General features: G+C 63.7%; 30 protein-coding genes. 12 read left to right on the plus strand and 18 right to left on the minus strand.

Annotated features, from left to right (window positions below; genetic code table 11):
- Positions 1-43: 43 nt before the first annotated feature.
- The 3 genes from OU994_RS29805 to OU994_RS29815 are packed head-to-tail and all read right to left on the minus strand — an operon-like array spanning position 44 to position 3,137.
- Positions 44-433, minus strand: a complete 390-nt coding sequence (locus OU994_RS29805) for a hypothetical protein (protein WP_281608840.1) — start codon at positions 431-433, stop codon at positions 44-46.
- A gap of 20 nt (positions 434-453) precedes the next feature.
- Positions 454-2,727, minus strand: a complete 2,274-nt coding sequence (locus OU994_RS29810) for a VIT and VWA domain-containing protein (RefSeq protein WP_281608841.1) — start codon at positions 2,725-2,727, stop codon at positions 454-456.
- Positions 2,727-3,137, minus strand: a complete 411-nt coding sequence (locus OU994_RS29815; RefSeq protein ID WP_281608842.1) for a helix-turn-helix domain-containing protein — start codon at positions 3,135-3,137, stop codon at positions 2,727-2,729. The genes OU994_RS29810 and OU994_RS29815 overlap by 1 nt, the downstream gene beginning before the upstream one ends.
- 168 nt (positions 3,138-3,305) lie before the next feature.
- Between OU994_RS29815 and OU994_RS29820 the strand changes: the two genes are divergently transcribed.
- From OU994_RS29820 to OU994_RS29830, 3 genes are all read left to right on the plus strand, one after another.
- A complete protein-coding gene (locus OU994_RS29820) occupies positions 3,306-3,935 on the plus strand; it encodes a hypothetical protein (protein WP_281608843.1) in 630 nt (209 codons plus the stop codon).
- A gap of 222 nt (positions 3,936-4,157) precedes the next feature.
- Complete coding sequence (locus OU994_RS29825) at positions 4,158-4,862, plus strand: SMI1/KNR4 family protein (RefSeq protein WP_281608844.1); 705 nt, start codon at positions 4,158-4,160, stop codon at positions 4,860-4,862.
- A 53-nt stretch (positions 4,863-4,915) separates the two neighbouring features.
- Complete coding sequence (locus tag OU994_RS29830) at positions 4,916-5,749, plus strand: hypothetical protein (protein ID WP_281608845.1); 834 nt, start codon at positions 4,916-4,918, stop codon at positions 5,747-5,749.
- 41 nt (positions 5,750-5,790) lie between these two features.
- Here OU994_RS29830 and OU994_RS29835 read toward each other — a convergent pair whose 3' ends face one another.
- Both OU994_RS29835 and OU994_RS29840 read right to left on the minus strand, forming a co-directional pair.
- Positions 5,791-6,444: an SGNH/GDSL hydrolase family protein gene (locus OU994_RS29835; RefSeq protein WP_281608846.1), complete on the minus strand. Its 654-nt coding sequence runs from the start codon at positions 6,442-6,444 to the stop codon at positions 5,791-5,793.
- A gap of 91 nt (positions 6,445-6,535) precedes the next feature.
- A complete protein-coding gene (locus OU994_RS29840) occupies positions 6,536-6,934 on the minus strand; it encodes a VOC family protein (RefSeq protein ID WP_281608847.1) in 399 nt (132 codons plus the stop codon).
- 41 nt (positions 6,935-6,975) lie between these two features.
- Here OU994_RS29840 and OU994_RS29845 point away from each other — a divergent pair, with 41 nt between their 5' ends.
- A complete protein-coding gene (locus tag OU994_RS29845; protein ID WP_281608848.1) occupies positions 6,976-7,119 on the plus strand; it encodes a hypothetical protein in 144 nt (47 codons plus the stop codon).
- Here OU994_RS29845 and OU994_RS29850 read toward each other — a convergent pair.
- Together OU994_RS29850 and OU994_RS29855 are read right to left on the minus strand one after the other, a co-directional pair.
- On the minus strand, positions 7,111-8,064 hold the full coding sequence (locus OU994_RS29850) for an IS1595 family transposase (RefSeq protein ID WP_281608849.1): 954 nt from the start codon (positions 8,062-8,064) through the stop codon (positions 7,111-7,113). The genes OU994_RS29845 and OU994_RS29850 overlap by 9 nt on opposite strands.
- A gap of 303 nt (positions 8,065-8,367) precedes the next feature.
- Entirely contained in the window at positions 8,368-9,162 is a 795-nt protein-coding gene (locus OU994_RS29855) for a PEP-CTERM sorting domain-containing protein (protein ID WP_281608850.1), read from the minus strand.
- A gap of 337 nt (positions 9,163-9,499) precedes the next feature.
- On the opposite strand from OU994_RS29855, the gene OU994_RS29860 reads away from it, so the two are divergent.
- Positions 9,500-9,901: a cupin domain-containing protein gene (locus tag OU994_RS29860; RefSeq protein ID WP_281608851.1), complete on the plus strand. Its 402-nt coding sequence runs from the start codon at positions 9,500-9,502 to the stop codon at positions 9,899-9,901.
- 208 nt (positions 9,902-10,109) lie between these two features.
- Positions 10,110-10,643: a GNAT family N-acetyltransferase gene (locus OU994_RS29865; RefSeq protein ID WP_281608852.1), complete on the plus strand. Its 534-nt coding sequence runs from the start codon at positions 10,110-10,112 to the stop codon at positions 10,641-10,643.
- On the opposite strand, the gene OU994_RS29870 is transcribed toward OU994_RS29865, so the two are convergent.
- The 6 genes from OU994_RS29870 to OU994_RS29895 all read right to left on the minus strand — a co-directional run bounded on the left by OU994_RS29870 (position 10,606) and on the right by OU994_RS29895 (position 14,203).
- A complete protein-coding gene (locus OU994_RS29870) occupies positions 10,606-11,031 on the minus strand; it encodes a hypothetical protein (protein WP_281608853.1) in 426 nt (141 codons plus the stop codon). The genes OU994_RS29865 and OU994_RS29870 overlap by 38 nt on opposite strands.
- A gap of 221 nt (positions 11,032-11,252) precedes the next feature.
- The gene (locus OU994_RS29875) at positions 11,253-12,413 is read right to left on the minus strand and encodes an MFS transporter (RefSeq protein ID WP_281608854.1); all 1,161 of its coding nucleotides are present in this window, start codon (positions 12,411-12,413) and stop codon (positions 11,253-11,255) included.
- A gap of 3 nt (positions 12,414-12,416) precedes the next feature.
- Positions 12,417-13,178 carry a DeoR/GlpR family DNA-binding transcription regulator gene (locus OU994_RS29880; protein WP_281608855.1) on the minus strand — a complete coding sequence of 254 codons (762 nt, stop codon included), beginning with the start codon at positions 13,176-13,178 and terminating at the stop codon, positions 12,417-12,419.
- Positions 13,179-13,259: 81 nt separating this feature from the next.
- A complete protein-coding gene (locus tag OU994_RS29885) occupies positions 13,260-13,625 on the minus strand; it encodes a hypothetical protein (RefSeq protein ID WP_281608856.1) in 366 nt (121 codons plus the stop codon).
- Between the two features lie 103 nt (positions 13,626-13,728).
- Complete coding sequence (locus OU994_RS29890) at positions 13,729-13,956, minus strand: hypothetical protein (RefSeq protein WP_281608857.1); 228 nt, start codon at positions 13,954-13,956, stop codon at positions 13,729-13,731.
- Positions 13,957-13,966: 10 nt separating this feature from the next.
- On the minus strand, positions 13,967-14,203 hold the full coding sequence (locus OU994_RS29895) for a hypothetical protein (RefSeq protein WP_281608858.1): 237 nt from the start codon (positions 14,201-14,203) through the stop codon (positions 13,967-13,969).
- A gap of 178 nt (positions 14,204-14,381) precedes the next feature.
- Here OU994_RS29895 and OU994_RS29900 point away from each other — a divergent pair, with 178 nt between their 5' ends.
- From OU994_RS29900 to OU994_RS29915, 4 genes are all read left to right on the plus strand, one after another.
- Positions 14,382-15,110, plus strand: coding sequence for a FadR/GntR family transcriptional regulator (locus OU994_RS29900; RefSeq protein WP_281608859.1), 729 nt, complete (start codon positions 14,382-14,384; stop codon positions 15,108-15,110).
- A 200-nt stretch (positions 15,111-15,310) separates the two neighbouring features.
- Positions 15,311-16,222: a 5-dehydro-4-deoxyglucarate dehydratase gene (gene kdgD, locus OU994_RS29905; protein ID WP_137314812.1), complete on the plus strand. Its 912-nt coding sequence runs from the start codon at positions 15,311-15,313 to the stop codon at positions 16,220-16,222.
- Between the two features lie 11 nt (positions 16,223-16,233).
- The gene (locus tag OU994_RS29910) at positions 16,234-17,814 is read left to right on the plus strand and encodes an aldehyde dehydrogenase (NADP(+)) (protein WP_281608860.1); all 1,581 of its coding nucleotides are present in this window, start codon (positions 16,234-16,236) and stop codon (positions 17,812-17,814) included.
- Complete coding sequence (locus OU994_RS29915) at positions 17,814-18,698, plus strand: SMP-30/gluconolactonase/LRE family protein (RefSeq protein WP_281608861.1); 885 nt, start codon at positions 17,814-17,816, stop codon at positions 18,696-18,698. Before OU994_RS29910 ends, OU994_RS29915 begins: the two co-directional genes overlap by 1 nt.
- A gap of 174 nt (positions 18,699-18,872) precedes the next feature.
- On the opposite strand, the gene OU994_RS29920 is transcribed toward OU994_RS29915, so the two are convergent.
- Positions 18,873-19,148 carry a hypothetical protein gene (locus OU994_RS29920; protein ID WP_281608862.1) on the minus strand — a complete coding sequence of 92 codons (276 nt, stop codon included), beginning with the start codon at positions 19,146-19,148 and terminating at the stop codon, positions 18,873-18,875.
- A gap of 676 nt (positions 19,149-19,824) precedes the next feature.
- Here OU994_RS29920 and OU994_RS29925 point away from each other — a divergent pair.
- Entirely contained in the window at positions 19,825-20,373 is a 549-nt protein-coding gene (locus tag OU994_RS29925; protein ID WP_281608863.1) for a PEP-CTERM sorting domain-containing protein, read from the plus strand.
- Between the two features lie 106 nt (positions 20,374-20,479).
- Positions 20,480-21,004 carry a PEP-CTERM sorting domain-containing protein gene (locus OU994_RS29930; protein WP_281608864.1) on the plus strand — a complete coding sequence of 175 codons (525 nt, stop codon included), beginning with the start codon at positions 20,480-20,482 and terminating at the stop codon, positions 21,002-21,004.
- Between the two features lie 42 nt (positions 21,005-21,046).
- Here the strand turns inward: OU994_RS29930 and OU994_RS29935 are convergent, their stop codons facing one another.
- From OU994_RS29935 to OU994_RS29950, 4 genes are all read right to left on the minus strand, one after another.
- Positions 21,047-21,430 (minus strand): 5-carboxymethyl-2-hydroxymuconate isomerase, encoded by a 384-nt coding sequence (locus tag OU994_RS29935; protein ID WP_281608865.1) that lies wholly within the window; start codon positions 21,428-21,430, stop codon positions 21,047-21,049.
- 240 nt (positions 21,431-21,670) lie between these two features.
- Entirely contained in the window at positions 21,671-22,663 is a 993-nt protein-coding gene (locus OU994_RS29940; RefSeq protein ID WP_281608866.1) for a LacI family DNA-binding transcriptional regulator, read from the minus strand.
- 200 nt (positions 22,664-22,863) lie between these two features.
- The gene (locus OU994_RS29945; RefSeq protein ID WP_281608867.1) at positions 22,864-24,054 is read right to left on the minus strand and encodes an aldose epimerase family protein; all 1,191 of its coding nucleotides are present in this window, start codon (positions 24,052-24,054) and stop codon (positions 22,864-22,866) included.
- A gap of 10 nt (positions 24,055-24,064) precedes the next feature.
- A complete protein-coding gene (locus tag OU994_RS29950; RefSeq protein WP_281608868.1) occupies positions 24,065-25,468 on the minus strand; it encodes an MFS transporter in 1,404 nt (467 codons plus the stop codon).
- Between the last annotated feature and the right edge of the window lie 210 nt (positions 25,469-25,678).

Raw genomic sequence — 25,678 nt, forward strand, 5'->3', positions numbered from 1 at the left:
ATCTCATCGAGCGGCCCGGCCGGAGGAGCATATCGATGCTTCCTCAGGGAGCCAGCAGCGAGAACGCCGTCTGCCGCGCGAACTCCTCTTCCCGCCGGCGGAGGTAGCCAAGGAGGTTGTCCCAGTCCCTGCCCGGCACGTGCTCGACGAAGCGGCGCGGCCGGGCCGTTGCGAAGCTGTCGCCTTTGTCCCAGTGGTATTCGAGCGATAGCTGGTGTCCCTCCGGTATCCACCGCATCCGGCCATTCACCCGCTTCGGCGCGTGCAGCGGCCGCGCCACGAGGAATGCCAGCTCGGCGCGCTGCCAGATGCCGAGAAAGGCGTTGCGCGCATCGACGATGTACAGCGCGCCATCCACCAGCTCCGCGATCGGCAGCCAGTGCACGGGTGCATCCGGAAACTGGTAGTACGGGCGGGCTTTTGCTTCGTTCATGCCATCCGCTTGCATGGCGCTCAATCGGCCTGCCTGCGCAGGAAAGCTGGAATGCCGTTGCCGGCCAGGGGATCGCCAGCGTGGTACGCGTCCGTGGCGATGCGCTGCACCAGCTTGCCGACCGCGCGGCGCCGCCCCCAGCCGAACAGCCTGCGGCGCCAGCGCCGCGCGAACCGCTCCGTTCCCATGAGCGCTTGCAGTGCCTCGATGAAGGCCCGGACGATGTCCGCCTCGCCATTTCCTTGCGCAGCAATGCGCCGCAGCTTTGCAAGCACTTCGCCGGGCAGCCCGCCAGCAATATCGTCCAGGGAAGCGGGATATCCGCGTGTGCCGGCATGCGCGCTTGCAAACGCCTTGAGCGTGTCGCGGTGGGTGTACGTGAAGTCGAGCATGGCCTTCACCTGCTCGCTTGCCGACTCGCGCCGCCACACGGCAGGCGAATGCCGGGCTGCCTTGGAACCGGAAGAATCGCGCTCGGCACGTGCTTGCGCCGCACGCTGGATGCCGCCCGGGTCTTGCTGCCAGCCGTCGTCAGCCTGCTTGCGCAGGAAAGCCGGCATGTCGTAGGTCTCCGAACCATCCTTCCTGGCAGTACCGGCACGTTTCGCCGGTTGTCCCACGCCCGCGAATCCGGCAGGCGCCATCTGCGGCACGACCCGCAGCTCCGGCAGCTCCGTGGCACGCTGCGCGGCCTCGCGCCGGTGCGCCACGACCAGGCTGGTCTTCTCCGTCACCAGCTGGTATTTCAACGCCAGCTGGAGCTGCGCAGCATCGTCGGCGCCGCGCAGGCGCGCCGCGGCAGCCACGCGCGCAAGCGTATCGCCCATGCCATCCGCGAGCGCACCGATGCCGACGCTTTCGCGATGGCGGACGCCATCCTGGTTCCAGCTGATCTCCGCCTCGGCGGGTACGCCGGTGCCGAAGCCGGCAAAGACGTGAACGGTGCCGCCGCTGAAGACCGCGCCATCCGGATCGACCTGCCATGCGTGCGGGGCATCCCAGCCGACGGCAAGATCCTGCACGCCGGGCTGGCGCATGCGGTGGACCATGCGCACGATGGCGGCTTCGATCTCGCTGGCCGTCGCAACCAGCTCGCAGGCGCCGCCCGTGCGCGTGGCCAGTTCATGGAGCAGGCTGGAAGCGGGTGCGGCGCCGATGCCGATCGCGAAGATGCGCTGGCCCGCCAGGTGCGCGCGCTGGATCAGTTTCCCGGCATCCCACACATGGCCATCGGTGATGAGCAGCACGTCCGCATCGCCAGGCTGGGCCAATGCAAAAGTCGACTCGAGCGCATCGCCGATTGCCGTTCCACCCAGGTTCGCATGGGTGCGCGCGATCCACGCCGCCGCATGCCGCAGGGCCTGTGCTGTCGCCGGTGTCAGCACTTCCGTCTCATGGACCACCGTGCCACCGAACCTGCTGAAGGAAAACCGGTCGTCCGGCTCCAGGTGCGAGAGAATCTCGTGCAGCGCCCGGCGCGCACTGGCGATGCTGTCGCCGTTCATCGATGCGGAGCAGTCGACCAGGATCTTCATCGATAGCGGCCGGCGCGCGGCCCGGTCCTCCAGCGCGGGACAGAAGCTCGCCAGGATGACGGTGCCATCGCCGTCACGGCCAACCGCCGACAGCGGCCTGCCTTGCAGTTCGTCGGCGACGAAGACTACATCGCGGTCGAGGAAAGCGCTGGAAGCCAGGCTGATCTCGGCGTAGCCCTCGCCCCGGCGCATGGCGACCGGATGGGTGGGCGACTGCAGGCGCCCTTCGCCCACCGCGCCATGAAGCCTGACCTGGACGGACAGGACATGCCCGGCCAGCACGTCATGCACGGGAACCTGGTGATGCCGCAGTCCTGCCGCGGCGGGACTTCCGTAGCGTGGCGCAATCACCGACGGCACCACGATCCGCACCTGCCCCTGCTCGAAGGACAGCAGCACCGCATAGCGCAAACGCACAGTCGCCGTTTCGCCAGGAAGCATGTTGCCGGCATTGACGGTGTACAGCCCTTCGCTGCCGCGCTCCAGCATGAACGCGGCGTCGCCCTGCTCGATCGCTGCTTCATACTGCTGCCCGGCAGACGCCTTCGGCGCGACTTCCGCATGCAGCACCCTGTCGCCGATCGCCACTTCCATGCCCAGGATGACGGCGCGCCACGGCACGGGGAACGTATACACCGCCTCGATGGCGGACTTGCCGGGGTTCTCATAGTGCTGCTCGACGCGCATTTCAAGCAACAGGCCGTGCAGGTCGCCGGTCACCGCGACGGACTTCAGCACGGGGTGAAGGGAATTCGCCATCAGTCGTTCTCCGATCGGTTCAGTTTTTCAAACGCGGCCATCACCTCGGCAAGGAAGGTGCGTACCTGTTCGGGCCGCAGATTCGCCCGCTCCGGATTGAGCGTGACCTCGACGCCATCGGCCACCACGATGTGGCTCCACACTTCCAGCGTGCCCGGCCCTCGCGGCCGGGCCGGCACCGGCTGGTCGCCGCTCGCGAACAGTTCGCGCACCCGTTCCAGCGACAGCCCCGCTTGCGTCCATTTGCGGATCTTCAGGCACTGGTCGAGGTGGCGCGGGCCATAGCGTGCCGCGCGGGTTTCACCTTCGGGCCGGTCGACCAGGCCGATCTGCATGTAGTAGCGCACGGTGCGCTTGTTCAGGTCGGTGAGCGAACAGAGCTCGTCGAGGGTGTAGGTGGAGTCTTCCATGGTGTCGGCGTGGCGGTCCGCGATTTATTGACACCATATTAGCACACTAGCACTGACAATATAAATGACGGAACTTGTACCAAGCGAGGATCGATCAGTGGACAGCCAACGCACCGACACCTAGAATGGATATTTTTAAATCGCAATTTAAGTTGCAAAGAAGAAACTATGAGCAGCCTAAAACGACTCTTGAAAGCAGCCGTCCTTCTTACAATCCTGGGCTTGGGCATGGCTTATTTTTACCGGTCCCATATGAACTCAAATGAAGCCGCTGAGAAGATGAGACGGGCAACCTTGGAAACCGATGAGGCAATAAAGAAATTTGTCCTTCAGGACGGTGCCGACAGCGAATGGTTTACCGAGCTAGTCAAGGATAACCGGGCTTTCGATACTGTTCTGACCGCGGAGCTTCAGGAGTACTGGCTGGCCCAAAGGCCCATTCTTTTCGAAGGAAAGATCATTGACGTATCGCGCAACTTGGACGGCTCGTATGAGCTATTCGTGGAATACACATCGGACAACAGGCGGCCCGACTTTTTCGCCAACGTATTTCAACTGAAAATTCAATGTCCACGATCAAAGATCGATAAATTGCTTGAATGGCGCTCGAAGAATCCAGGAAACATGCACGGCAGACTAGCGGTAACTGCTAGCATCCAGTCAATCGATTCAAATGTCGCCAGAGAAATCCATGTCGATAGTGAAAGCGGCAGCAGTTACAATGTTTCGCCCCTTGTCCAGTTAGGGCGCGGTGTATGTCTGAGCCTGTTGCCCATCCCCGATGAGATACGCAACTAAATGAGCATCAGGGAACTGCGGAGTTAACAAGGACGCCGGGCCTGCCGTGAGAATTTGAAGTGTACAGTGGGCGCGTTTTCTCAGGGCTTAGATCATCTCCATGAGAACAGATTTTCCCGGTTAGGCGCCTCATTTGGCCGAGCGACGTTTCATGCACATTCGGGCGAGGCACCTGCATCCTGCTGCATGCGCGGCATACACTGGATTACACTCCGATATGCGTTGCAAGTTCAGCCGATCGGCGCGACGCCTGAAGTTCTGTTCGAATCCATCGTCCACCCCTGCTTGAATCTCATTCATTCCGCCGACATGATTAAATCCCTCTTCGATAAACAAGACAACTCTTCCCAATATTCGTCTTCGCTGAACGAGAACTGGACAGCCCTGGAAGCCTGGCTGGGTAAAAACTGGCCGGAAGGCCTGCAAGACCTCAATCCGCCAGCGAGCGCGGAGGAAATCGAAGCGCTCGAGGCTGCGCTCGGCGTTCGCCTTCCCGGCGATTTTGTCGATTTCCTGAAGGTGCACAACGGCCAGAAAGGAAATGCCGGCGGCCTGTTCGACAACTCGGAATTCCTTTCCACCGGCGCCATACTCGAGCAATGGACGGTGTGGAAGGATCTTCTCGATTCCGGCGAATTCCAGGGCATCGAATCGGAACCGGAGAGCGGTATCCGGAATGACTGGTGGCACGCCAGGTGGATACCATTTACCCACAATGGCGGCGGCGATCATTACTGCCTGGATCTTGCCCCCGCCCCCGGCGGGGTCGACGGGCAGGTCATCACCATGTGGCACGACATGGGTACCAGGCAAGTGGAAGCAGCGGGAATCCGGCCTTGGTTCGCAAGATATGTCGATGCGGTGCTGGCCGGGAAATATGCGTACTCGGAAGATTTCGACGGGCTCGTGGACATCGACTTCGCATGATCATCACACTGGCCATCCCGGGGGTTCCCACTGGATAGCCCTCCATGGGGCCCATGGATCATGCCATTTACCATTTCCTCCTGTTTCCGATGCCCCACCTGTTTCCACGTTTCGCCCCTGACATCCGTCACCTCGACCTGCCGCTCATCGACGGCCACGCCCGCATTCCGCCTGCCTTCCTGCTGGACCGGGACGGGCCGTTCGAGGTCAACTACATTCCGTTCGAGTCGGTCAACCTTGCCGCGCGCGTCGTGCTCGTCGGCCTGACACCCGGCTTCGTCCAATGGCGCAATGCGGTCGCCGAGGCCCAGGTCCAGCTACGCGGTGGTGCCAGTGCCGACGAGGCGCTATCCTCTGCGAAGCGGGCCGGCGCCTTCAGCGGCCCCATCCGCCCTAACCTGGTTGCCCTGCTCGACCGCATCGGCCTGCACCGCTGGCTGGGCTTGCCCGGCTGCGCCACGCTGTTCGGCCAGCATGCCCATCTGCTGCACCTCACTTCGCTGCTGCGCCACCCGGTGAGCAGGGGTGGCAAGGACTACAGCGGCACGCCGGCGCCGATCGCGCACCGCTTCCTGCGGCGGCAGATCACCGAATACTTCGCGCAGGAAGCGGCCCTGTTTCCCGATGCCGTCTTTATCCCGCTCGGCCCGGCAGTCGCCAATGGCCTGCACTGGCTGGCCAAGGAGGGCGTGCTCCAGCCCGCGCAGATCCTCGATGGCTTGCCCCACCCTTCCGGTGCCAATGCCGAGCGGATCGCTTATTTCCTTGGCCGAAAAGAGCGGAGCACGCTGTCCGCCAGGACCGATCCGGTGCGGCTCGACAGCGCCCGCGAAGCGCTTGCACAAAAGCTCGAGCGGCTGTGCCAGGGAGCTGGCCCGGTCGCTTGAAGCGGCCGTGGCCGACTACCGTCGAAAAGCTCGCATGGCGCTCACGCCGCGCCGGCGAAAACCACTGTCCTCGCCGCCGGGAACTGGTGTTCGCTCACCAGTGCCGCGATGCCCGCGGCGATTTTCCGGCCGCCTTCGGACGACGGCTCGATCGGCGACGATGCGGCGTAATCGCCGGGCATCGCGCAGATCAGGCGCAGGTCGAGCACGGGGATGCCGCGCAGCACGGCTTCGCGCAGGATGACGTCGTTGAACAGCGCGAGTGCGCCGCGCAATCCCGGCGACAGCCCGGGTACCCCGTCGTAGATGGTGGACACGGCATATGGGATGCCGCACGCCGACACCAGATCGAGCATCGCACGGTAATCGCGCCGGAAGCCGGCCTGCCATGCGGCAAGCAGTTCGGCGGCTTCCAGCACGGTCGCTGCCGGGGTCTGCATGGCGCCGACCAGGCCAAGCACGTCGTTGCCACCGCAACTGATCACCAGGTGGGTGGGCGCCCTTTCCTTCCGCAAGGTGGCAATCCGCCCGACCTGCGCCGGCATGTCCGCCAGCACGCTGCCATCCTGCGCGCACAGTGACGCCTCATGCCCGGCACCGAGCCGGCGCCGCAATTGCTCGATGACCTGCGTACCCGGCGGAACATACGAGCCGTTATCGAAAATCGAATCTCCCAACAATACGACGTGTGCCATGTTCGTGAACCCTGGTTCGTGAAAACCACGATATTGCCACCGCGGCGCGACAGGCCACGCCGCATTGCGGCCACGTGCATGGAGAGTGCCGTCAGCCCTGGGGGGCCATCCACACCAGGTTCCACAAGTGCCCATCGATATCCTCGAAGCCCTGGTCGTACATGAAACCGTGGTCCTCGGGCGGATGCGGCGTGCGCCCGCCCGCCGCGACAGCCCTGGCGATCAGGCTGTCCACTTCCTCGCGGCTCTCGCAGCTCAGGCAGATGATGACCTCGTTGGCCTCCTTCGCCTGCACAAGCGGCTTGTCGATCAGCGACCTGAAGAAGGCTTCGGTCATCAGCATGGCGTGGATGCTGCCGTCGACGATGTTCATGAACGCCGCCTGGTCGCTGGAATACTGCGCATTGAAGGAAAAGCCCAGGCCGGAAAAGAAGGCTTTGGATTTGTCGAGGTCCTTGACCGCCAGGTTGAAGATGATCTGTCTGTTCATGACGACTCCCATGGGAATGTGGATCGGATGGTGGGTCCTGCATGCTGACGACGAATCATGGCGCCTGGAATCGACAGGCGCGCCGATTATTTTTTATGGCGCTGTTCGCGTTGAGTAGCTTTGCCGTTGAGCACGAAACTTTCTTGCATGCCGAGCGCGACAAAAGAGCTGATCAGCTAGTCTGACGCCACGGCAATGTGCAACCATTGGCGCGGCGCCGTCAGCTCGGCGGCATCGAGCACGCGCTGCCAGCCGGTGTAATTGGCGAGATAGCGGCTGGCAATACCATTGAATCGCCGCAGCCAGGTCTTGTAGCGGCTATGCCATCCGTTGACACCCTGGATATGGAGTGCGCCGCGCACCCGGATGCCGGCACGCACATTGATCGCTTCGTGCGTGATGCCGGCCTGCTTCGCAAATGCCTGGTACGCCTTGGCCGCATCGGTCACGAGCAACACATCGGGCGCCAGCACAGGCTTCAGGTGTTTCATCAGCTGGCTGGCGCTGACCGGGCCGCGGCCTGTGACGAAGTCACAGGTTTGCCGGTTGCGGTCACGGGCAACGAGGATGCAGTCCAGCTCGCTGCTGATGCCGCGCCGGCTGGCCTTCCCGCCGCGTTTGCGGGGCGGGCGATCCAGGTGGCGCGAGCCCTTCTGTGATTCCAGATGGTAGGTTTCATCGGCCTCGACGATGCCAGACAGCTGCGGACGGGGCGCCCGGAGCATGGCGGCGATGAAACGGTGACGCCATCGAAAACTAGTCGACTTGGCCACCGCGACGCGGCTGGCCGCCGAGCGCACAGGGGTCGACTCGATCAGGCATTGAAAGTATTGCAGCCACTTGTCGCGCAGGCGCAGACGGGCAAGCGGTGTGCCGGTCAGGGCGTTATAGCTGCGCCGGCATGCCACGCAGCGATAGCGCTGCAAGCCACTAGCCTGCCCGCAACGGTGAGACTTCTCGCGGCCGCAATGCGGACACGGCGGCTTTCCGGCGGCTTCCTCGATGAGGCGATGACACTGCCCTGGTTGCTCGACGCAGGCAAGAAAGCCCTGCAGCAATGCGACCTGATCTTCTGAAAGCTGTTGCTGCATCAACGCTTCGATCAGTACTCGAACCTCCGCCGTGCCCATGTCGCCTCCTGATATACATGAAGTATCTCAACAGGAAGTCAGACCGTGATTCCGGCGGGAAGTTCTCTTAATTACCGCTCACAGCGCCTTTTTTATCGCCGGCAGCATGAAATACATGGACAGGCGCCGCATCTGCCGCCACAGGCGCGCTGGGGCAGGCGCCAGCGCAAACGCCCCGCCCCAGGGCATCGTCGATGACTGGGGCGTGCGCTGCTTGCCGGATGCGTGGGCGGGTCCTGGACAGGAACCCGCGCCCCCACGGCAAGCTCAGTCGATCATGCCCAGCCGATCATGCCCAGCCGATCAGGAACGGCGGCGTGCTGCCGCGCCGAGCATCAGCAGGCCAACGCCCAGCATGGCATAAGTCGACGGTTCCGGAACCGGCAGGGGCCCGGCGAAAGCCTGGCCGGCAGCTTGCACCGTCAGGGTCCCGGTCCAGTCGGTGCCGTAGATATTACTGAAGGAAACCGATGCGGTGCCGGCCTTGTCGGGCACGCTGTAGGTCGCGGCTTCGATCCAGCTGCTGTCGAAGTGATCGTGGGATGTGCCACTGTCAAACAACTCCATTCGGGTGGTGGAACTTGCATACGTGCCTTCGCCCGGTTCCGTTCTGCCCGTGTGCAACTCATAGTCCGAATAGAACGTGACGGCGGTTCCGGCGGACACCGTAAAGTCGAAATAGGACAAGGCATACGCCGCGTTCGCCTGGCCGACAGCGTCGTCGGCGCCGTCGGCGTGCACCGTTGCCGACAGTACCGTGTTCCCGAACGACGTGCCTGGCTCGAAGCTGGCGGCCGTGTTGTCCGCACCGTCGGTCCAGCTTCCCGCCACCGGTGCCGATCCATCGCCGAAATGCCGGAATACGATGCCATCGTGGTACCCCATTACATCGACGAATCCCGATGTCCAGGTCAGGTTGGCAGCGATACCGTCATCCGGTGTCAGGTCGGTCAGGGTGTAGCGCAGGTTCGAGACGGTGGCCAAAGAAAATGACGTATCGGCGGCCAGCGTGGAAGACGCGGCGGACAGCAAGGCGATGGCGCCGAGCAGGCGGACACTGCGCAGCGCCCGGGGGACAACGGTGTAGTGACGGTTCATGGCATCTCCGATGGGTCAGGGAATGCCACTCTAGCAAAGAACACGAATTATTGTCTTATAAACAATCACTTGCGAGTTGAAAGCCATCGCTTTCCCGCGCCCCGCGGCAAGAATGAAGCTCACATTGCAACCAGGCGTGCTTGGGGGTATCGGTACGCCCAGGCCCTCAGGCATCCGCGCATCTTGCCAGGGCGTGCGGGATAAGCGGTGTGTATCAGTATGTATCCATCAACGGCCGGGATACGAACGGCCATGTTTCGCATACGCGCCGACATGCCCCATACACATGGCGGTGGCCTACTGGGAGTACGCCAACTCACCCAGAAAAGGAAACGCCATGAAAACCATCCACTCCCTGATTTCCAGCCTCGTCCTGGTAGCCGCCGCCTCGATGGCGGCCACCGCCCACGCCCAGGTCGCCGGCCTTGGCCGGGTCGACCTGCTGAAAGAAGACATCGTCGTGCCGGGCAAGGAACTGGTGCAGGTACGGGTGGACTTCGCCCCGGGTGTCAAGGCGCCGCGCCACTCGCATCCCGGCGAGGAAATCGCCTATGTACTGGAAGGTACGCTGGAATACCAGATCGATGGCCAGCCGCCGGTGACGCTGAAGGCGGGGCAGACGCTGTTCATCCCGGCCGGCGCCGTGCACTCGGCGCACAACGTGGGCAGCGGCGAATCGAAGGAACTGGCCACGTACATCGTGGAGAAAAGCAAGCCGCTGGTGACGCTGGCGAAATAAGGCGGGGCAGTCGAGGCTACGCCGGCTTTCCTCCGCGTGCTCCCGGCTGGCATATGGCGGGGTTGTTCCAGCCTGGCCTTTGACGGTAGAGTATCGACTCGCCGTGCCGGCCATCCCGGGCCATGATCCCAGCCCATGATTCCGGCCCATGATCCAGGCCCATGCACCGCGCCACAAGCACAGGCAGCATCCACCCGGAGGAGCGCACTTGACGTACTTGACGCAGATGACGCACATGACGGAAACGACGCACACGGCGCCGATGCCGCAATCGGGCACGACGCTGGAGTTCGTTACCAGGAAAAACTTCGAAGCGGTGATGAATATCGAGTTGCCGCCGCACCAGGCCCAGTTCGTCGCCAGCAATGCCTTTTCGCTCGCGCAGGCCAGTTTTTATCCGAACTCGCGGCCCAGGGCGATCCATCACGACGGGCAGCTCGCCGGCTTTCTTCTTTACGGCATCAATACCAACGACGAACCCGGCTGCTACGGCATCTTCCGCCTGATGGTCGACCCGAAGTTCCAGAGCCGGGGCGTTGGCCGCCGCGCGATGGAACTGCTGCTGCAAGAGCTGCGCGCGCAGCCGGACTTGCGCCGCATTACGATCTGCTACATGCCCGGCAATGAAGTAGGCAAACGTTTCTATGCCTCGCTGGGCTTCGTGGAAGTGGGCCTGGACGACGAGGGCGAAATGATCGCGGAGATCAGGCCGGCTGTTCGCGGTTCCCGGGGTTCCCCTTGATCAGCGCATAACCTGCTTCGCGGTCGGGCAGCACGCCGGCATGCACCAGCCGGGCCACGATGCCGCCATCGGTGCGCCCCAGCCGCGCGGCGATCTGGCCGATCGGCATGCCCGCTTCGAATTGCTGCAGGAGGATGTCGGCATCGTCGGCCGACCATTTCTTGCCCACGTTCGGCAGCACCACGCCATTGCGCATCACCGGTGCGCGGCGTGCCGGGCGGGAAAGTTCCGCGGCAAGCACGCCTTGCAAGGCCTGGCGTGCGATGAACAGCGCGCGGATCACTTCCGGTGCGGCGCAGGCATCGCCTTCGCGCAGGGATTCGCCGGTGCGGGGATCGGTACCCAGCGCCAGCTGTTCGAGGATGGTGGATGCCTGTTCCGGGCTCATGATGTGCCTTTCTCCAAGAGGTTCATGGGCCATCTTAGCCGTGGGGACGCGCGCCGGCGGGCCATCGGAACCAACACCTGGAACGGCTCAACGGCAGGCGGTTTTACCGGAACTTGCGGTACAGGCGGGCTGATGGGGCGACAGGCACACTATGAGGGCACAGGCAGGCTCTGAAGGCACAGGCAGGCCGATGACGCCAAGCCGGCCCATGAGACGGCAATTCAGCGCGCGCCCTCCGCCTGCCTGACCACCGCCCGCGCATTGAACGCGATCACCGCCCCGGCCAGCGACAGCCCGCCCAGTGCCACCGCGATGTTCGTGTGGGCGGCCACCCAGCCGATCACGGGCGGCCCCATCAGGAAACCCGTGTAGCCGACGGTGGCCGCCGTGGCTACGCCGCCGCCGGCGGACATGCCCGGCGTGCGTGCAGCGGCCGCGAAGATGAGCGGCACCACGTTGGCGGCGCCGAGCCCGACCAGCGCGAAGCCGACCGCCGCCACCGCGTAATGCGTGCCGAGCACGGCGATCAACAGGCCCAGCAGGATGGCCACGCCGCCGGACACCATCACGTTGGCGGCGCCGAAGCGCACTGTGAGCCGGTCGCCGGCGAAGCGGCACGCGGCCATCGCGATCGAGAAGGCCGAATAGCCGATGGCTGCCGAGGCCGGCGTGGCACCGGTGCGTTCCGTCAGCAGCAGCGCGCTCCAGTCGACCAGCGCGCCCTCCACCGCCATGCACAGCAGCGCCAGCAACCCCAGGAACAGGGCCGGGCCGCGCGGCAACGCAAAGTGGGACGTGTGCGCGGCCGACGCGGGCCCCGTCATCACCCGCCGCATCACCACCAGCGTGGCCGCAACGATGACGGCGCTGGTTGCCAGGGCGCCGGAACCGTCGCCGAAACCGCCCTGTATCAGCAGCCCGCCCAGCGCGGCGCCCACCAGGCCACCCAGGCTGAAGAAGGCGTGGAACGACGACATGGTGGGAACGCCGCGGGCGATTTCCACCTCGCTGGCGTTGGCGTTCATCGCCACGTCCAGCGCGCCGTTGCTGGCGCCAAAGGCGAATGCCGCGAAAAACACGCCGACGGGGTGGCTGGCGCAGATCAGCACGGCCGTCATCACGGCAAACGCGAACGCGGAGGCCAGCGTGGCGCGCCGCGAGCCCCAGCGCGTGGACAGCCAGCCGGCCAGCGGCATCGATGCCATGGCGCCGGCGGCGATGGTCAGCAGCAGCATGCCCAGCACGCCGGTGTCGAGCCCGGCGCGGGCCTGGACCACGGGCACGTGCGCCGCCCACAGGCCGATGCCGGTGCCGTTCAGCAGGAAAATCGTCGAGATGGCCCAGCGTGCCGCGGTAACGGTACGGTCGGTGCGGTCGGTCATGGCTTACCTTTCAGCGAGGAGGAGATCGGGGCCGCCTTCGCGGCGCAGCGTGGCGAGCAGATCGGCGGGAGCATCGGCTTCGAGGACGACATGGTCCAGGTCGGCCGCGGTGCCGATGGTGAATGGCGCCGACGCGGTCAGGCGGTCGTTCAGCACCGCCGCGGCACGGCGCGCGCTGCCGGCCAGCATGGCGCGTTTCAGTACCGCCTCCTCGTCGTTGGTGGCGCCCAGCCGGTCGGGCGCCAGGCTGCACAGGCCCACGATGCACAGGTCGGCACACAGCGCCTGGATGTCGGCCAGCGTGCGGGCACCGAGCACGGCGCCACAGTGGGCGGAATATGTCCCGCCCAGCAAGATCACGCGGGTGCGGCGGAATTCGCCCAGGGCCAGGGCGATCTGCGGGCTGTTGGTGACGATCGCCGCCGCACAGCCATCGTCGAGCTGCCGGGCCAATGCCAGGTTGGTCGAGCCGGCGTCGATCAGCACCGTGTCGAGCGGCTTCAGCAATGGCCGCAAGGCTTGCCCCAGCAATGCCTTGCGCTGCTGGTCGGTGCCTTCGCGCTGGGTAAAGCTGGCTTCGCCGCCGCGCCGCACCGCGCCGCCATGCACGCGCCGCAGCAGGCCGGCCAGGTCGAGATCGCGCAGGTCGCGCCGCACCGTGTCTTCGGAGATATCGAAACGGCGCGCCAGTTCGGCCGCCAGGACTTTCCCTTCCTCGTCGACAGCTTCCAGTATCAGGCGCCGCCGTTCTTCCGCTAATTGCATGAATCCTCCGTGTTTTGCGCAATCTTAAATCAAAAACGCAAAAACACGTAAACAAACGCAGAAACATGCATCCGCGATTGTTCAGCGATCTTTATAGGGGGCCGCACGCAAGGTATCAGGGCGGGGATCGGGCGAGCTGGTGTCGATCTCGCACAGCCACGATTGCGCGTATTCGACCGTTTCACCGTGGCGGTTTCGGATGCGTTCGAAGCCTGTCAGCGTGAAGCGGTTATCGCCGCACCACAGGATGCGGGGGTCGATGAGGGTTTCGCGGATCACCTGGGAATCGTGCTCCATCAGGCGGGCCAGCTTGACGGGACGGCGCAGGCCCTGGTCATCCGTATCGAGGATGCGCAGGTCGCCGAAGCGCGGCGCGGCACGGTCGCCCAGCACGCGGCTCGGCAGCGACACGCCGCCCATGCGCAATTTCACCATCTTGATTCTCATACTTGCCCACCAGAAAAATACTGTGTTTTTATACAGTATATCAGGGGCGGGCCGGGACGCCGTTTTTTTGGCCGTCCCGTTTGGAATCCTGCTGGCGGGCGGCTTACGGAGGCAGCACCGTACCGCCGCCCAGCCGTTGCACTTCTTCCACGGCCTTCTGCGCGTTTTCCTTCGACAGGATCACGCGCTTGCCGTCGCGGTCGGCGTTCTTGCGGGGAATCAGGCTGCCGGTCGGCGTGTAGGCGTCTTCGAAGACGGGTTCCTCGCCACCCTGCCCTGGCGCCGCGCAGGCGGACAGCAATACGGCGGCCGCCAGCAGTGCGATTCTCATGGCGCCTCGCTCAATCACGGCCGCTGCCCGCGGCATTGCCCATCGCCTGTGCATCGTGGACCATCCTGCCCGCATCGTCGCGCGACAATACGAGGGTCTTGCCGTCCCGGTCGACCTTCTTGCGCGGAATATTGCTGCCGGTGGGGACGTAGCTGGTTTCTTCGCTGAACGTGTTGACTTGGTCGCCAGGCTGGGGAGCGGCGCATGCCGCCAGCAGGACGGCAGCGCTCAGGATGGCATATCGCATGGAATCCTCCTTGTGTCGAATCGTCCAGCGTAGCACCGCATCCCACGGCTGTGCCGGCTTGAAATATGCAAAAGACAATTTCCCGACAATTCGAGACACGTTGCAAAGTCATCATACAACCGGCCGGGCGCCAGGCGCGTGCTGGTATAATCGGCACTTCTCGAGGACACCCATGCGCATGACCGATACCACCGCCACTCCCGCCGCGCCGAAGAAGCGCCACCGCAATCTCGCCCAGGGCGTGGTGGAAAGCATTGGCGCAAGCATCCGGGAAGGCATCCTCAAGACGGGCGAAAAACTGCCGACGGAATCGGTGATCATGGAGCTGCATGGCGTCAGCCGGACCGTGGTGCGCGAAGCGATCTCGCACCTGCAGGCGGCCGGACTGGTGGAAACACGCCACGGCATCGGCACCTTCGTGCTGGAACCGCCGGCACAGCCACTGCTGATCTCGCCCGATACGATCCAGACCATCGAAGACGTGCTGGCCATCCTGGAACTGCGCATCAGCCTGGAAACCGAGGCGGCCTGGCTGGCGGCCGCGCGGCGCACCGATGCGCAAGTGCGCGACATGGCCGAAGCGCTGCAGCGCATCCTGCAGGGCGGCTCGATCGAGGCGGACATGCAGTTCCACATGCTGATCGCACAAGCCACCGGCAACCGCTATTTCGTCGACATCCTCACGCACCTGGGCACCACGATCATCCCGCGCGCGCGCCTCAACTCGGCGCAGCTGTCGCACGACGAACCGTCGGCCTACCTGCAGCGCGTGAACCGCGAGCACGAAGACATCTTCCATGCCATCGAGCGCAAGGATCCGGAAGGCGCCCGTGCCGCCATGCGCACCCACCTGTCCAACAGCCGCGAACGGCTGCGCAAGGCGCAGGAAGAAAGCACCGCAGGCTGAGCATAGCCAGCGGAACGCTTGCATAAAACCGGTGTCAGGCTCCTCCCGCAAGCCGGGAAGTGCCTGACACCCAACCCCACGCAACAACCCTTTCAAAACGCTTGCCCCGCTTTCGATATGGTTGTACGATGTCATACAACGATGGCGAGCCATCAGAACCCCTTACCTGTTGTTCCACTCATCAAAGAAGCGAGACACTCATGCAACCGTTAGAACTCCAAAAAATCCTGAACCATGGCCTGCTGTCGTTCCCGGTCACGGACTTCGACCAGGAAGGCAACTTCCGCGCGGATACGTACGCGAAGCGCCTGGAGTGGCTGGCTCCGTACGGCGCATCGGCGCTGTTCGCCGCCGGCGGCACGGGTGAGTTCTTCTCGCTGACCCCGAACGAATATGGCGACGTGATCAAGACCGCCGTCGATACCTGCCGCGGCGTGGTGCCGATCCTGGCCGGTGCCGGTGGCCCGACCCGCCAGGCGATCGCCTACGCACAGGAAGCGGAAAAAATCGGCGCGCAAGGCATCCTGCTGCTGCCGCACTACCTGACCGAAGCCAGCCAGGACGGCCTGGTGCGTCACGTGGAAGAAGTCTGCAAATCCGTCGATTTCGGCGTGGTCGTGTACAACCGCGGCGCCTGCCGCCTGACCGCCGACTCGCTGGAAAAGCTGGCCGACCGTAACCCGAACCTGATCGGCTTCAAGGATGGCATCGGCGACATCGAACTGATGATGTCGATCTGGCGCCGCCTGGGCGACCGCTTCAGCTACCTGGGCGGCCTGCCGACCGCGGAGATTTATGCGGCCGCGTACAAAGCGCTCGGAGTCCCTGTATACTCGTCGGCTGTCTTCAACTTCATGCCGAAGCTGGCGATGGACTTCTATCACGCAGTCGCCAACGATGACCGCGCGACCCAGAACCGTCTGATCGACGAATTCTTCCTGCCTTACCTGGCCATCCGCAACCGCAAGGCCGGCTATGCAGTGTCGATCGTCAAGGCCGGCGCGAAGATTGCAGGCTACGACGCCGGTCCGGTGCGCGCACCGCTGACCGACCTGAACGAAGAAGAATTCGCGATGCTGGAAAAACTGATGCGAGCACAAGGCCCGCAGTAAAAGGAGAGCACATGCAGCAGATTAAAGGTGAAATGATCATTGGCCGCTCGACCGTGAGCGGCAAGGAAGGCTCCGTCAAGGCCATCGATCCGTCGCGCAACGAACAGATCGAACCGGCTTTCGGCCTGGCTTCCCAAGCCGAGCTGGACCTGGCTTGCAAGCTGGCGTGGGAGGCGTTCGATCGCTACCGCGAAACGACGCCGGAACAGCGTGCCAAGTTCCTGGAAACGATCGCTGACCGCATCATGGACCTGGGCGCGACCCTGGTCGAACGTGCGATGCAGGAAACGGGTCTGCCGCAGGCCCGCCTGGAAGGCGAGCGTGGCCGCACCTGCAATCAGCTGCGCCTGTTCGCAAAAGTCGTGCGTGACGGCCGCTACCTGAGCGCCACGCTGGACTCCGCCCTGCCGGACCGTGCCCCGGCACCGCGCCCGGACATCCGCCTGCGCAAGATCGGCCTGGGCCCGGTTGCCGTGTTCGGCGCCAGCAACTTCCCGCTGGCCTTCTCCGTGGCCGGTGGCGACACCGCGTCCGCGCTGGCAGCGGGTTGCCCGGTCATCGTCAAGGCGCACTCGGCTCACCTGGGTACCTCCGAACTGGTGGCAAAAGCCGTGCAGCAAGCCGCCATCGACTGCGACATGCCGGAAGGCGTGTTCTCGATGCTGATCGGCTCGGGCCAGACCATCGGCCAGAACCTGGTCAGCAACCCTGTCATCAAGGCCGTGGGCTTCACCGGTTCGCGCGCCGGCGGCGTGGCACTGATGAAGACCGCCGCTGCCCGTGAAGAGCCGATCCCAGTGTATGCGGAGATGAGCTCGATCAACCCGGTGTTCATCCTGGAAGGCGCGCTGAACGCCAACGAAAAGCTGCCGCAGCAATTCGCCGATTCGCTGACCCTGGGCGCAGGCCAGTTCTGCACCAACCCGGGCCTGCTGATCGCGATCGACTCGCCGGCACTGGACAAGTTCCTGGAAGGCGTGAAAGTCGCGCTGGCCGCCAAGGGTGCCGCCACGATGCTGACTCCTGGCATCCACTCCGCCTACAACAAGGGCGTGGCGCAACTGGCCGGCATCGAAGGCGTGAAGCTGGTTGGCCAGGGCAAGACGAGCGAAGTGCCGTGCGGCGCCGTTGCTGCACTGTACGAAACCTCGGGCGAACACTTCCTGGCCAAGCCGGAACTGGAAGGCGAGATCTTTGGCCCGACGTCGCTGCTGATCCGGGTCAAGGACGAAGCCCAACTGGTAGCGGTAGCAGAGCACGTGGAAGGTCAGCTGACCGCCGCCGTGCACGCCAACGGCGCCGACATCGCCGTGGCGAAGAAACTGCTGCCGACGCTGGAGCGCAAGGCTGGCCGTATCCTGTTCAACGGCTTCGGCACCGGCGTGGAAGTGTCGCACGCCATGGTGCACGGCGGCCCGTTCCCGTCCACGTCCGACAGCCGCTCCACCTCGGTGGGCGCATCCGCGATCGATCGCTTCCTGCGCCCGGTCTCGTACCAGGACGTGCCGGCCGAGCTGCTGCCGGCCGCGCTGGACAGCGCCAATTCGCTGGGCATCCCGCGCGTCGTTGACGGCGAGCTGGTGCTGAAGTAATGGCGAACCCGTCGATCGAACGTATCGACGGCGTGCATTGCACGACGGGCGAAAGCCCGGCGTGGGATGCCGCTGCCCGGGCGTGGTACTGGGTCGACATTCCCGCGAAACGCGTCTGGCGGCTCGCTGCCGCCGGCAAGGCGCGCTCGTGGGACCTGCCCGAGATGGCTGGCTGCGTGGCACCCCGTGCCCGTGGCGGCCTGATCGCCGGCATGGAAACCGGCATGTATGACGTCGACCTGTTCGACAACGGCACGGTGGCCACCACGCTGCTGGGCAAGCCGGCCGATCTCGGCGCGGGCATGCGCTTCAACGATGGCCGTACCGACCGCCAGGGCCGCTTCTGGAGCGGCACCATGTTCATGGACATGGCTGCCGCGAAGGACATCGGGCAGCTGTACCGCTACGATGGCAACGGCCTGTCGCAACCGGTGGTGTCGGGCCTGCTGACGCAGAACGGCCTGTCGTGGTCGCCGGATGGCAAGACGATGTACCTGTCCGATTCGCATCCGAAGAGCCGCCTGATCTGGGCCTTCGACTACGACACCGCCACGGGGATCCCGTCGAACCGCCGCGTGTTCGCCAACCTGGCCGATCATGTGGGCCGTCCCGATGGCGCAGTGGTCGATGCCGATGGCTGCTACTGGATCTGCGCGAACGATGCCGGCGCCCTGCTCCGCTTCACGCCTGCCGGCAAGCTGGACCGCCGCATCGACGTGCCGTTCGCGAAACCGTCGATGTGCACGTTCGGCGGCGCCGATTTGCGGACGATGATCGTGACTTCGATCGTTTCCGGCAAGCCGGAAGATGCCGAATGGGGTGGCAGTGTCATCCTGCTGAATCCCGGTGTGCAGGGGTTGGCGGACGCTTCGTGCGCGTTCTGATGTAATTCGTTTCAACCGTTGTAAAGAAGGGCCCGTGTCCATGGACTGGACACGGGCCCTTTTGTTTTTTTGGTTCCACTGCACCGGAATGCCAGCATTGCCTGGTGCTTGCAGTTGTAATGGTGATGAGCTTCGATGCCGCCCTGTTGCAATGGTGACCGGACGGGCCCGGGACTATTCCTGCACACCCGATTTTCTCCGCTCGCGACGTCGCGCATAGCTGATCAATGCTACGCAAATAACGCCGTGTACGCCACTGCTGGCAGCAGCAACCAGCAGGCAACTCCAGATATCCTTTACGGGCGGAACGAGAAGAATGAAGAGCGCAATCGACAAGAAGAACGACAGGAATGTGATGACAAAAATCTTGCGGCCACTCCACGGGTATCGCGCCGCACACTCACTCAGGACACCGCCGAGAAAACCTCCGAATTCCACCATGAGACTCATCTTTCCCTCCAGTAAAGTTACTCCGCGTTAGCGATTGGCTAAAGCGGTCATCTTTACTGTCTGGCTGAACTCCGTATTGCGATAGGCCATCACGCGGTGCCGGCGCGGCCGATGGCTCTTCGTGCGGGCTGCTGCGAACTGCACTGTCATTGGCGAATGCTGTTAAGTTAAGGCGACGTGACTATTCGAGTCGGCGTTAGGGTACTTGGTGTCGGACATTTTTCCGGGCGCCTCATCCGGAAAATGTGTCGGACACCGGTTTTTAGCTCAGGAATCGGCAACATCTTGCGCAAACCAGTGTCCGCCCAGAAGCCGGTGGCCGTAAAGGAGCGATGGCATATATGCCAATACTGCTTGGCAGGCGCAAAGCATGCTTCGCGAAGCACCTGCCAAGCCACCGATACGGCAGCGCCGCGAACCGCATCGAATTCCGCTAACTTAATGGCATTCACGTCATTCGCTGTTTTTCCATTTCTCAGCAAAAATTTCCCAATATACTTATTTCGCAGGATTATTACGCCTGAACCATCGGCAATCACCTGCAAAAATAAATACTTCGGGTATCAATCCGATAAAAACAATCCGTGTTATTCTGCCGGCCGCCACACCCGCAGGACCGTTTCCATCGCAGTTTTCCTCGCATCACTTTCAGTAACCAATATCAACTGAGGATTCCATGTCGAAAAAAAACCTGATTGCCGCAATACTCTTCCCGCTCGCTTTTGCTTCCTCCGCCAGCGCGGCGGAACGCACGTTCGAGCTGACTTACCAGGGCTTCTTCGCAGAACACGACAATGCGTTCGATGCGGAGAAGATCCTGGAAGTGGAAATCACGGTCGACGACCGCAATGGCGACGGCAGCTATTCGCATGACGAGCTGGTCGCCTTATTGTCCGGCAACATCCAGAATCACGATGGGTTTTGCGGGTTCATGAGCTGTGTCACCGCATTCAGCTGGACGCCCGGCAGCGAGCCCAGCTATTTCGCTAGCTACGCCTGGAATAACACTGTCGATTTCACGCAGAGCACCATCCACAGCGGTGTGGAATTCACGGAATTCTTTACCAGCAATTTCGGCCTGAACTACGACTACACATGGAAATGGACGGATGCCACGCAGAGCACCGTCACGGAAATCACGGCCGTGCCGGAGCCGGCGACCTGCGGCATGCTGCTGATCGGCCTGGCGGGCATCGCTGTTGCCGCGCGGCGCCGGCGGCGCTGAGATTCGCACGCAGGAAATCGCGAAGCCAAGGTGACGCTTTGCAGCCCTTGGCAATGTTCTCGCCCTCTATTCATCCATCCCCGTCGAGGATTCCATGCTGAAAAAAATGATGACGGCCGCGGCATTGGCCGCCTGCGCCCATGCCGGCGCGGCCGAACGGGTTTTTGAAGTGGTCTATCAAGGTTTTTATGCGGAGCATGACGCGGTATTCGAGGCCGACACCACGCTCGAAGTACTGATCACGGTAAATGACCTCGACGGCGACGGTAGCTATTCGCACGAGGAACTGGTATCGCTGGAATCCGGTAACATCAATTACTACGGCTTTTGCGGCGCAATCACGTGCGTTACCGCTTTCGGCTGGGACGCTGGTGGCGAGCCCCGTTATTTCGCCAGCTATACCAACCAGAATGGCTTAGACTATACGTCCAGCACCATTTATGCGGGCAAGAGCTTTACCGATTTCTACCAGAGCAGCTTCGGCTTTCGCTACGATTACGAGTGGACCTGGACCGATGCCACGACCACGACGATCACCGACGTGACGCCAGTCCCGGAACCCGCGCAATACGGGATGCTGGCCGCCGGCCTGGCTGGCATGCTGGCACTGGGGCGACGCCGACGCGGCTGAGCATGCTTTCGCCGGCGCCAGCCGTGTCGCCCGGCCGGGCAATCAGGCCGACGCCCACTTCCCTTCATACACGGGCCGGCCCTCGTCGAACTGCAAGGTGGCCCGGATCGAGCGCAAGGCGGTGATCGGTGCCAGCGTGCAGTCGAGCTGCGCCAGCAGCGCCTTGCCGACGGCATCCAGCAAGGCTTGCGGTCGGCCGGGGGCGATCCGCAGCACCAGGTAGAGGAAGGCGCGGTCGGGGGCGCCGTCGGCCACGGCGGCGTACGGCGCGGGATAGGCCAGCACGCGGGTGCCGGTCAGCGGGAAGACGGAATTGCCGGTCTCGTCCTGGAATTGCGTCAGCGTGCGGCACAGCACGTTGCACAGCGCCTGCATGTCGACGTGGCCGTCGAGATTGCCGGTGTATTCGATTCTCAAGTGTGGCATGCGGTGATTCTTCTGGTCAGAAAAACGCCATCGTAAACGGTTCTTCGTCCGCGCATTGCAAGTTCACCGGACGCTCCAACGGCCAGTCATTCCGGCAGCCAATAAATCTTTCAAAAGAATCGGAGCCTGTCACCGGTTTTCAAAAGAATCGGAGCCTGTCACCGGTTTTCGGGAATCTCTGCAATAAAAATGGTGACTGTCACCGTTTTTCGGGGAATGTTGCTGGTGGCAGTGCGGTGCTTAATTTCTGCTGGTGGTGGAGCCGCGCAGGATCAGTTGCGGTTCGATCAGCGTGAACGGTTCGGTCGGACGGCCGGCGATCGTGTCGAGCAGCTTTTCCATGGCCGCCACGCCCATCCGCTCGCTGTGCAGGTCCACCGTGGTCAGTGGTGGCGAGGTGTAGTTGCCGTAGACGATATTGTCGACACCGGCCACGGAGATATCGGCCGGAATGCGGAAGCCCAGCGTCTGCGCCGCCTTCATGAAGCCGAGCGCCATCAGGTCGTTGTAGCACACCAGCGCATCCGGGTGCTCGGCGCCCAGCATCATTTCCGCGCACAGCCGCTCGCCTTCGTGCGCGGACGGCGTGGCGGCATCGTAGACCGCCAGTTCCAGCCCGTGCGCGGCCAGGCATTCCTTCACGCCGCCCATGCGCTCCTCGTCGCGGCGCGAGCGGGAAAAGCCCATGTAGGCAAAGCGCTTGTGCCCCAGCGTGACGAGGTGGCGCGTCATCATGTAGGCGCCGCGGTGGTCGTCGCTGGCCACCGTCGGCAGCGTGAGGCGCGGCAGCCGGCCGAAGAATACCAGCGGCTTGTCGAGGCCGGCCAGCCATTCCAGCTCGGCATCCGGCATGCGCGAAAAGATGATCAGGCCGTCCACGCGGCGCGACAGCGCTTCCAGCAACGGCCGCTCGCGGTCCGGGTTTTCTTCCGTATCCACCAGCAGCACCGTGTAGCCGTGCGCCTGCGCCACCCGGTTGGCGCCCTTGACGATGCTGGTGAAGTGGGGGTTGCTGACGTCCAGCACGGACAGCCCGACGGTTTTCGTCTTCCCCGTGATCATCGACTGCGCCAGCGGGTTCGAGCGGTAGCCCAGCTGGCCGATCACGTCAGCGATGCGGGCTTCCACCGGCGGCGAAAAGCGCTGCGTGCCGTTGATGAACTTGGAAATGGTGGCGGTTGAAACGCCGGCGGCGGCAGCCACGTCGCGAATGGTCGGGATGGGTTTTTTCATGATGGGGTCGCCAGGGGTGCCGGCGATCTTAACCCGGCGCCCGGCAGGAAAGCAATCGGCGGAAATGCGTTTGTAAAACGTTTAACTTCTTTCGCATGATAACGCGTTCCAGCGCACGGCAGTACTCCCGGTCGGCAGAAAGCGGCGTCAGCCAGGATTTCCGGATGCATCAGCCAGGAATCCTGGCCGATGCCGGCACATCATTGGCTGCTGGCCGGCATGCAGGCGCCCGGCGCGGCACCCGCCGCGACCGCCGAGAAGCGGAACGTCGTCACCGACTTGAATTCCTGCCCCGGATACAGCGCCGTGCTCGGGAACGAAGGATGGTTCGGGCTGTCGGGCAGGTGCTGGGTCTCGAAGGCGAAACCGTCATGCTGGCGGTAAGGACGGCCGCTGCTGCCCCGCTCCGTGCCGTTGAAGCCATTGCCCGTGTAGAACTGGGCAGAGGGTTCGGTGGTGAGGATTTCCAGGCGCCGCCCGCTGGCCGTCTCGTCGATCACGGCGACCCGTGCCAGCGTGCCGGCCGGCTGGTCGAATACATAGCTGTGATCGAACCCGCGCGGCGGTGCCAGCGTGCCGGCGGGCTGCGCCAGCAAGGGTGTGATGTCGGTGGGCCGGCGCAGGTCCAGCGGGGTGCCGGCCACCGGCGCCAGTTCGCCGCTCGGCAGCCGCTGGTCGTCCGTCACCGCGTAGCGCTGCGCGGCGATGCAGAAGCGGTGCGTCTGCAAGCCGCCGCTGCCGGCGCCGGCCAGGTTGAAATAGCCGTGGTTGGTGAGGTTGAGGACGGTAGGCTTGTCGGTGCGCGCCGCGTACTCGATCGAGAATTCGTCGCTTGCCCGCTGCAACCGGTAAGTGACGTCGATCGTCAGCGTGCCGGGGAAGCGCTGGTCGCCGTCCGGGCTGACCAGCGTGTAGACGGAACCGAGCGAGTCCTGGTCGGCGAAATCGCGCCGTTTCCACACCCGCTTCTCGTAGCCGTCGGGGCCGCCGTGGATGGTCATGCCGCGGGCGTTCGGGATCAGTTCGACGGTCTTGCCATCGAGCGTATAGCGGGCATTGGCGATGCGGCCGGCATAGCGCCCGATGACGGCCGCATGCTTGGTTTTCGAGCGTTCGTAGGTGGCGAGGTCGGGCTGGTCGAGGATCACGTTGGCGCGGCGGCCAGTGCGGTCGGCCACCGTGGCGCCGGTGATCGTGGCGCCGTAGTCGATAGTCGACAGCGTCATGCCGCGCTTGTTGGTTAGCGTGACCTGTTCGATGGCCTGGCCGGTGGCCAGCGTGCCGAAGGGCCGCACCTGGATACCGGAGGGCGTGGCGGGTCGGCCTTCGCCTGCCGCGGCGCCGGCCCATGCCAGCGCCAGTGCGGCCATCGTGATGGATGGACGGATCATGGGTCCCTTGTTACAGGTCGGTGATTTCCTTGTGGTGCGGCACCAGCGCCTTCATCAGGAACCAGGCCAGCAGGTAAGCCACCGCGCACAGCGTGAACATGATCATGTAGCCGGTGGACAGGCTGCCCTGCGCGCCGTAGTAGTCGAACAGCCAGCCGCCCAGCTTGGACACGGCCACGCCGCCCAGGCCGCCGGCCATGCCGCCGATGCCCACCACGGAAGCCACGGTCCGCTGCGGGAACATGTCGGACACGGTGGTGAACAGGTTGGCCGACCAGGCCTGGTGCGCCGAGGCGCCGATGCCGATCAGGATGACGGGGACCCAGAAGCTGATCGAGCCCAGCGGCTGTGCGGCCAGCACCACCAGCGGGAACAGCGCGATCACCAGCATCGCCTTCATGCGGCCGTCATACGGCGAATAGCCGCGGTTCATGAAGTAGGCAGGGAAATAACCGCCGCCGATACTGCCGAACATCGTCATGCTGTACAGCACGGCCAGCGGGACCACGATATCGCCGGGACCCATCTGGTATTCGGCAGCCAGGTATTTCGGCAGCCAGAACAGGAAGAACCACCAGATGCCGTCGGTCAGGAACTTGCCGCCGGCGAACGCCCAGGTCTGGCGATACGTCAGCAGCTTGGTCCAGGGCACCTTCTTGGCACCGACCGGTGCCGCCGCGGTGGCGCCGGTGCCGGAATCGCTGCGCACATAGGCCAGTTCGTCCTCCGACAGTTTCTTCTCCGGCGAGTCGAACATCAGGTGCCAGAAGATCATCCAGACGAAGCCGATGGCGCCGATGGCGATGAACGCCGCCTGCCAGCCCCAGTAGATGGCGATCGGCGGCACCGTCAGCGGTGCCAGGATCGCGCCCACGTTGGCCCCGGAGTTGAAGATGCCGGTCGCGAAGGCACGTTCCTTTTTCGGGAAGAACTCAGCGGTGGCCTTGATCGCGGCCGGGAAGTTGCCCGCCTCGCCGACCGCCAGCACGGCGCGCGAGATGATGAAGCCGACGATGGAAGCCGGTGCGGCCACCATGCCCAGCGCACCCATCGCGGTGCCGACCGCATTGCCCATCGGTACCGAGTAGGCGTGCAGGATGGCGCCGCCGGACCAGATGGCGATCGCCCACAGGTAGGCTTTCTTGGTGCCGAGCTTGTCCACGATCGGGCCGGCGAACACCATCGACAGCGCGTAGACGAACTGGAAAGCGGCGGTGATATTGGCGTAGTCCGAGTTGGACCAGTTGAATTCCTTCGAGAGCTGCGGCGCCAGCAGGGAGAGTACCTGGCGGTCAAGATAGTTGACGGTGGTGGCAAAGAACAGCAGCGCGCAGATGGTCCAACGGTATTTACCGGCGGGTGCGGCGGCGCGCTGGCCAGCGCCTTGCTGGCTTACGGGCTCGTTCAGCTTCATAGGGATCACTTGTGTAGGTTATCGTTTGATCTCTCTCGGTCTCCAGCGAGATCAGCAGCACCAGGCGCGGGGCCTTAGTTGTATGTCATCGTACAACCTAACAAGGCGTTAAGCAAGCAAAAGTCCCCGCATTTTCACTCATTGGCCTGACCACTTTCGTCATGCTTGCCACCGGGTTTGCCGTCTGGTCTGGAACCCATCGACGGCCGG

Source organism: Pseudoduganella sp. SL102 (assembly GCF_027856995.1).
Classification (GTDB): domain Bacteria; phylum Pseudomonadota; class Gammaproteobacteria; order Burkholderiales; family Burkholderiaceae_D; genus Rugamonas; species Rugamonas albidiflava.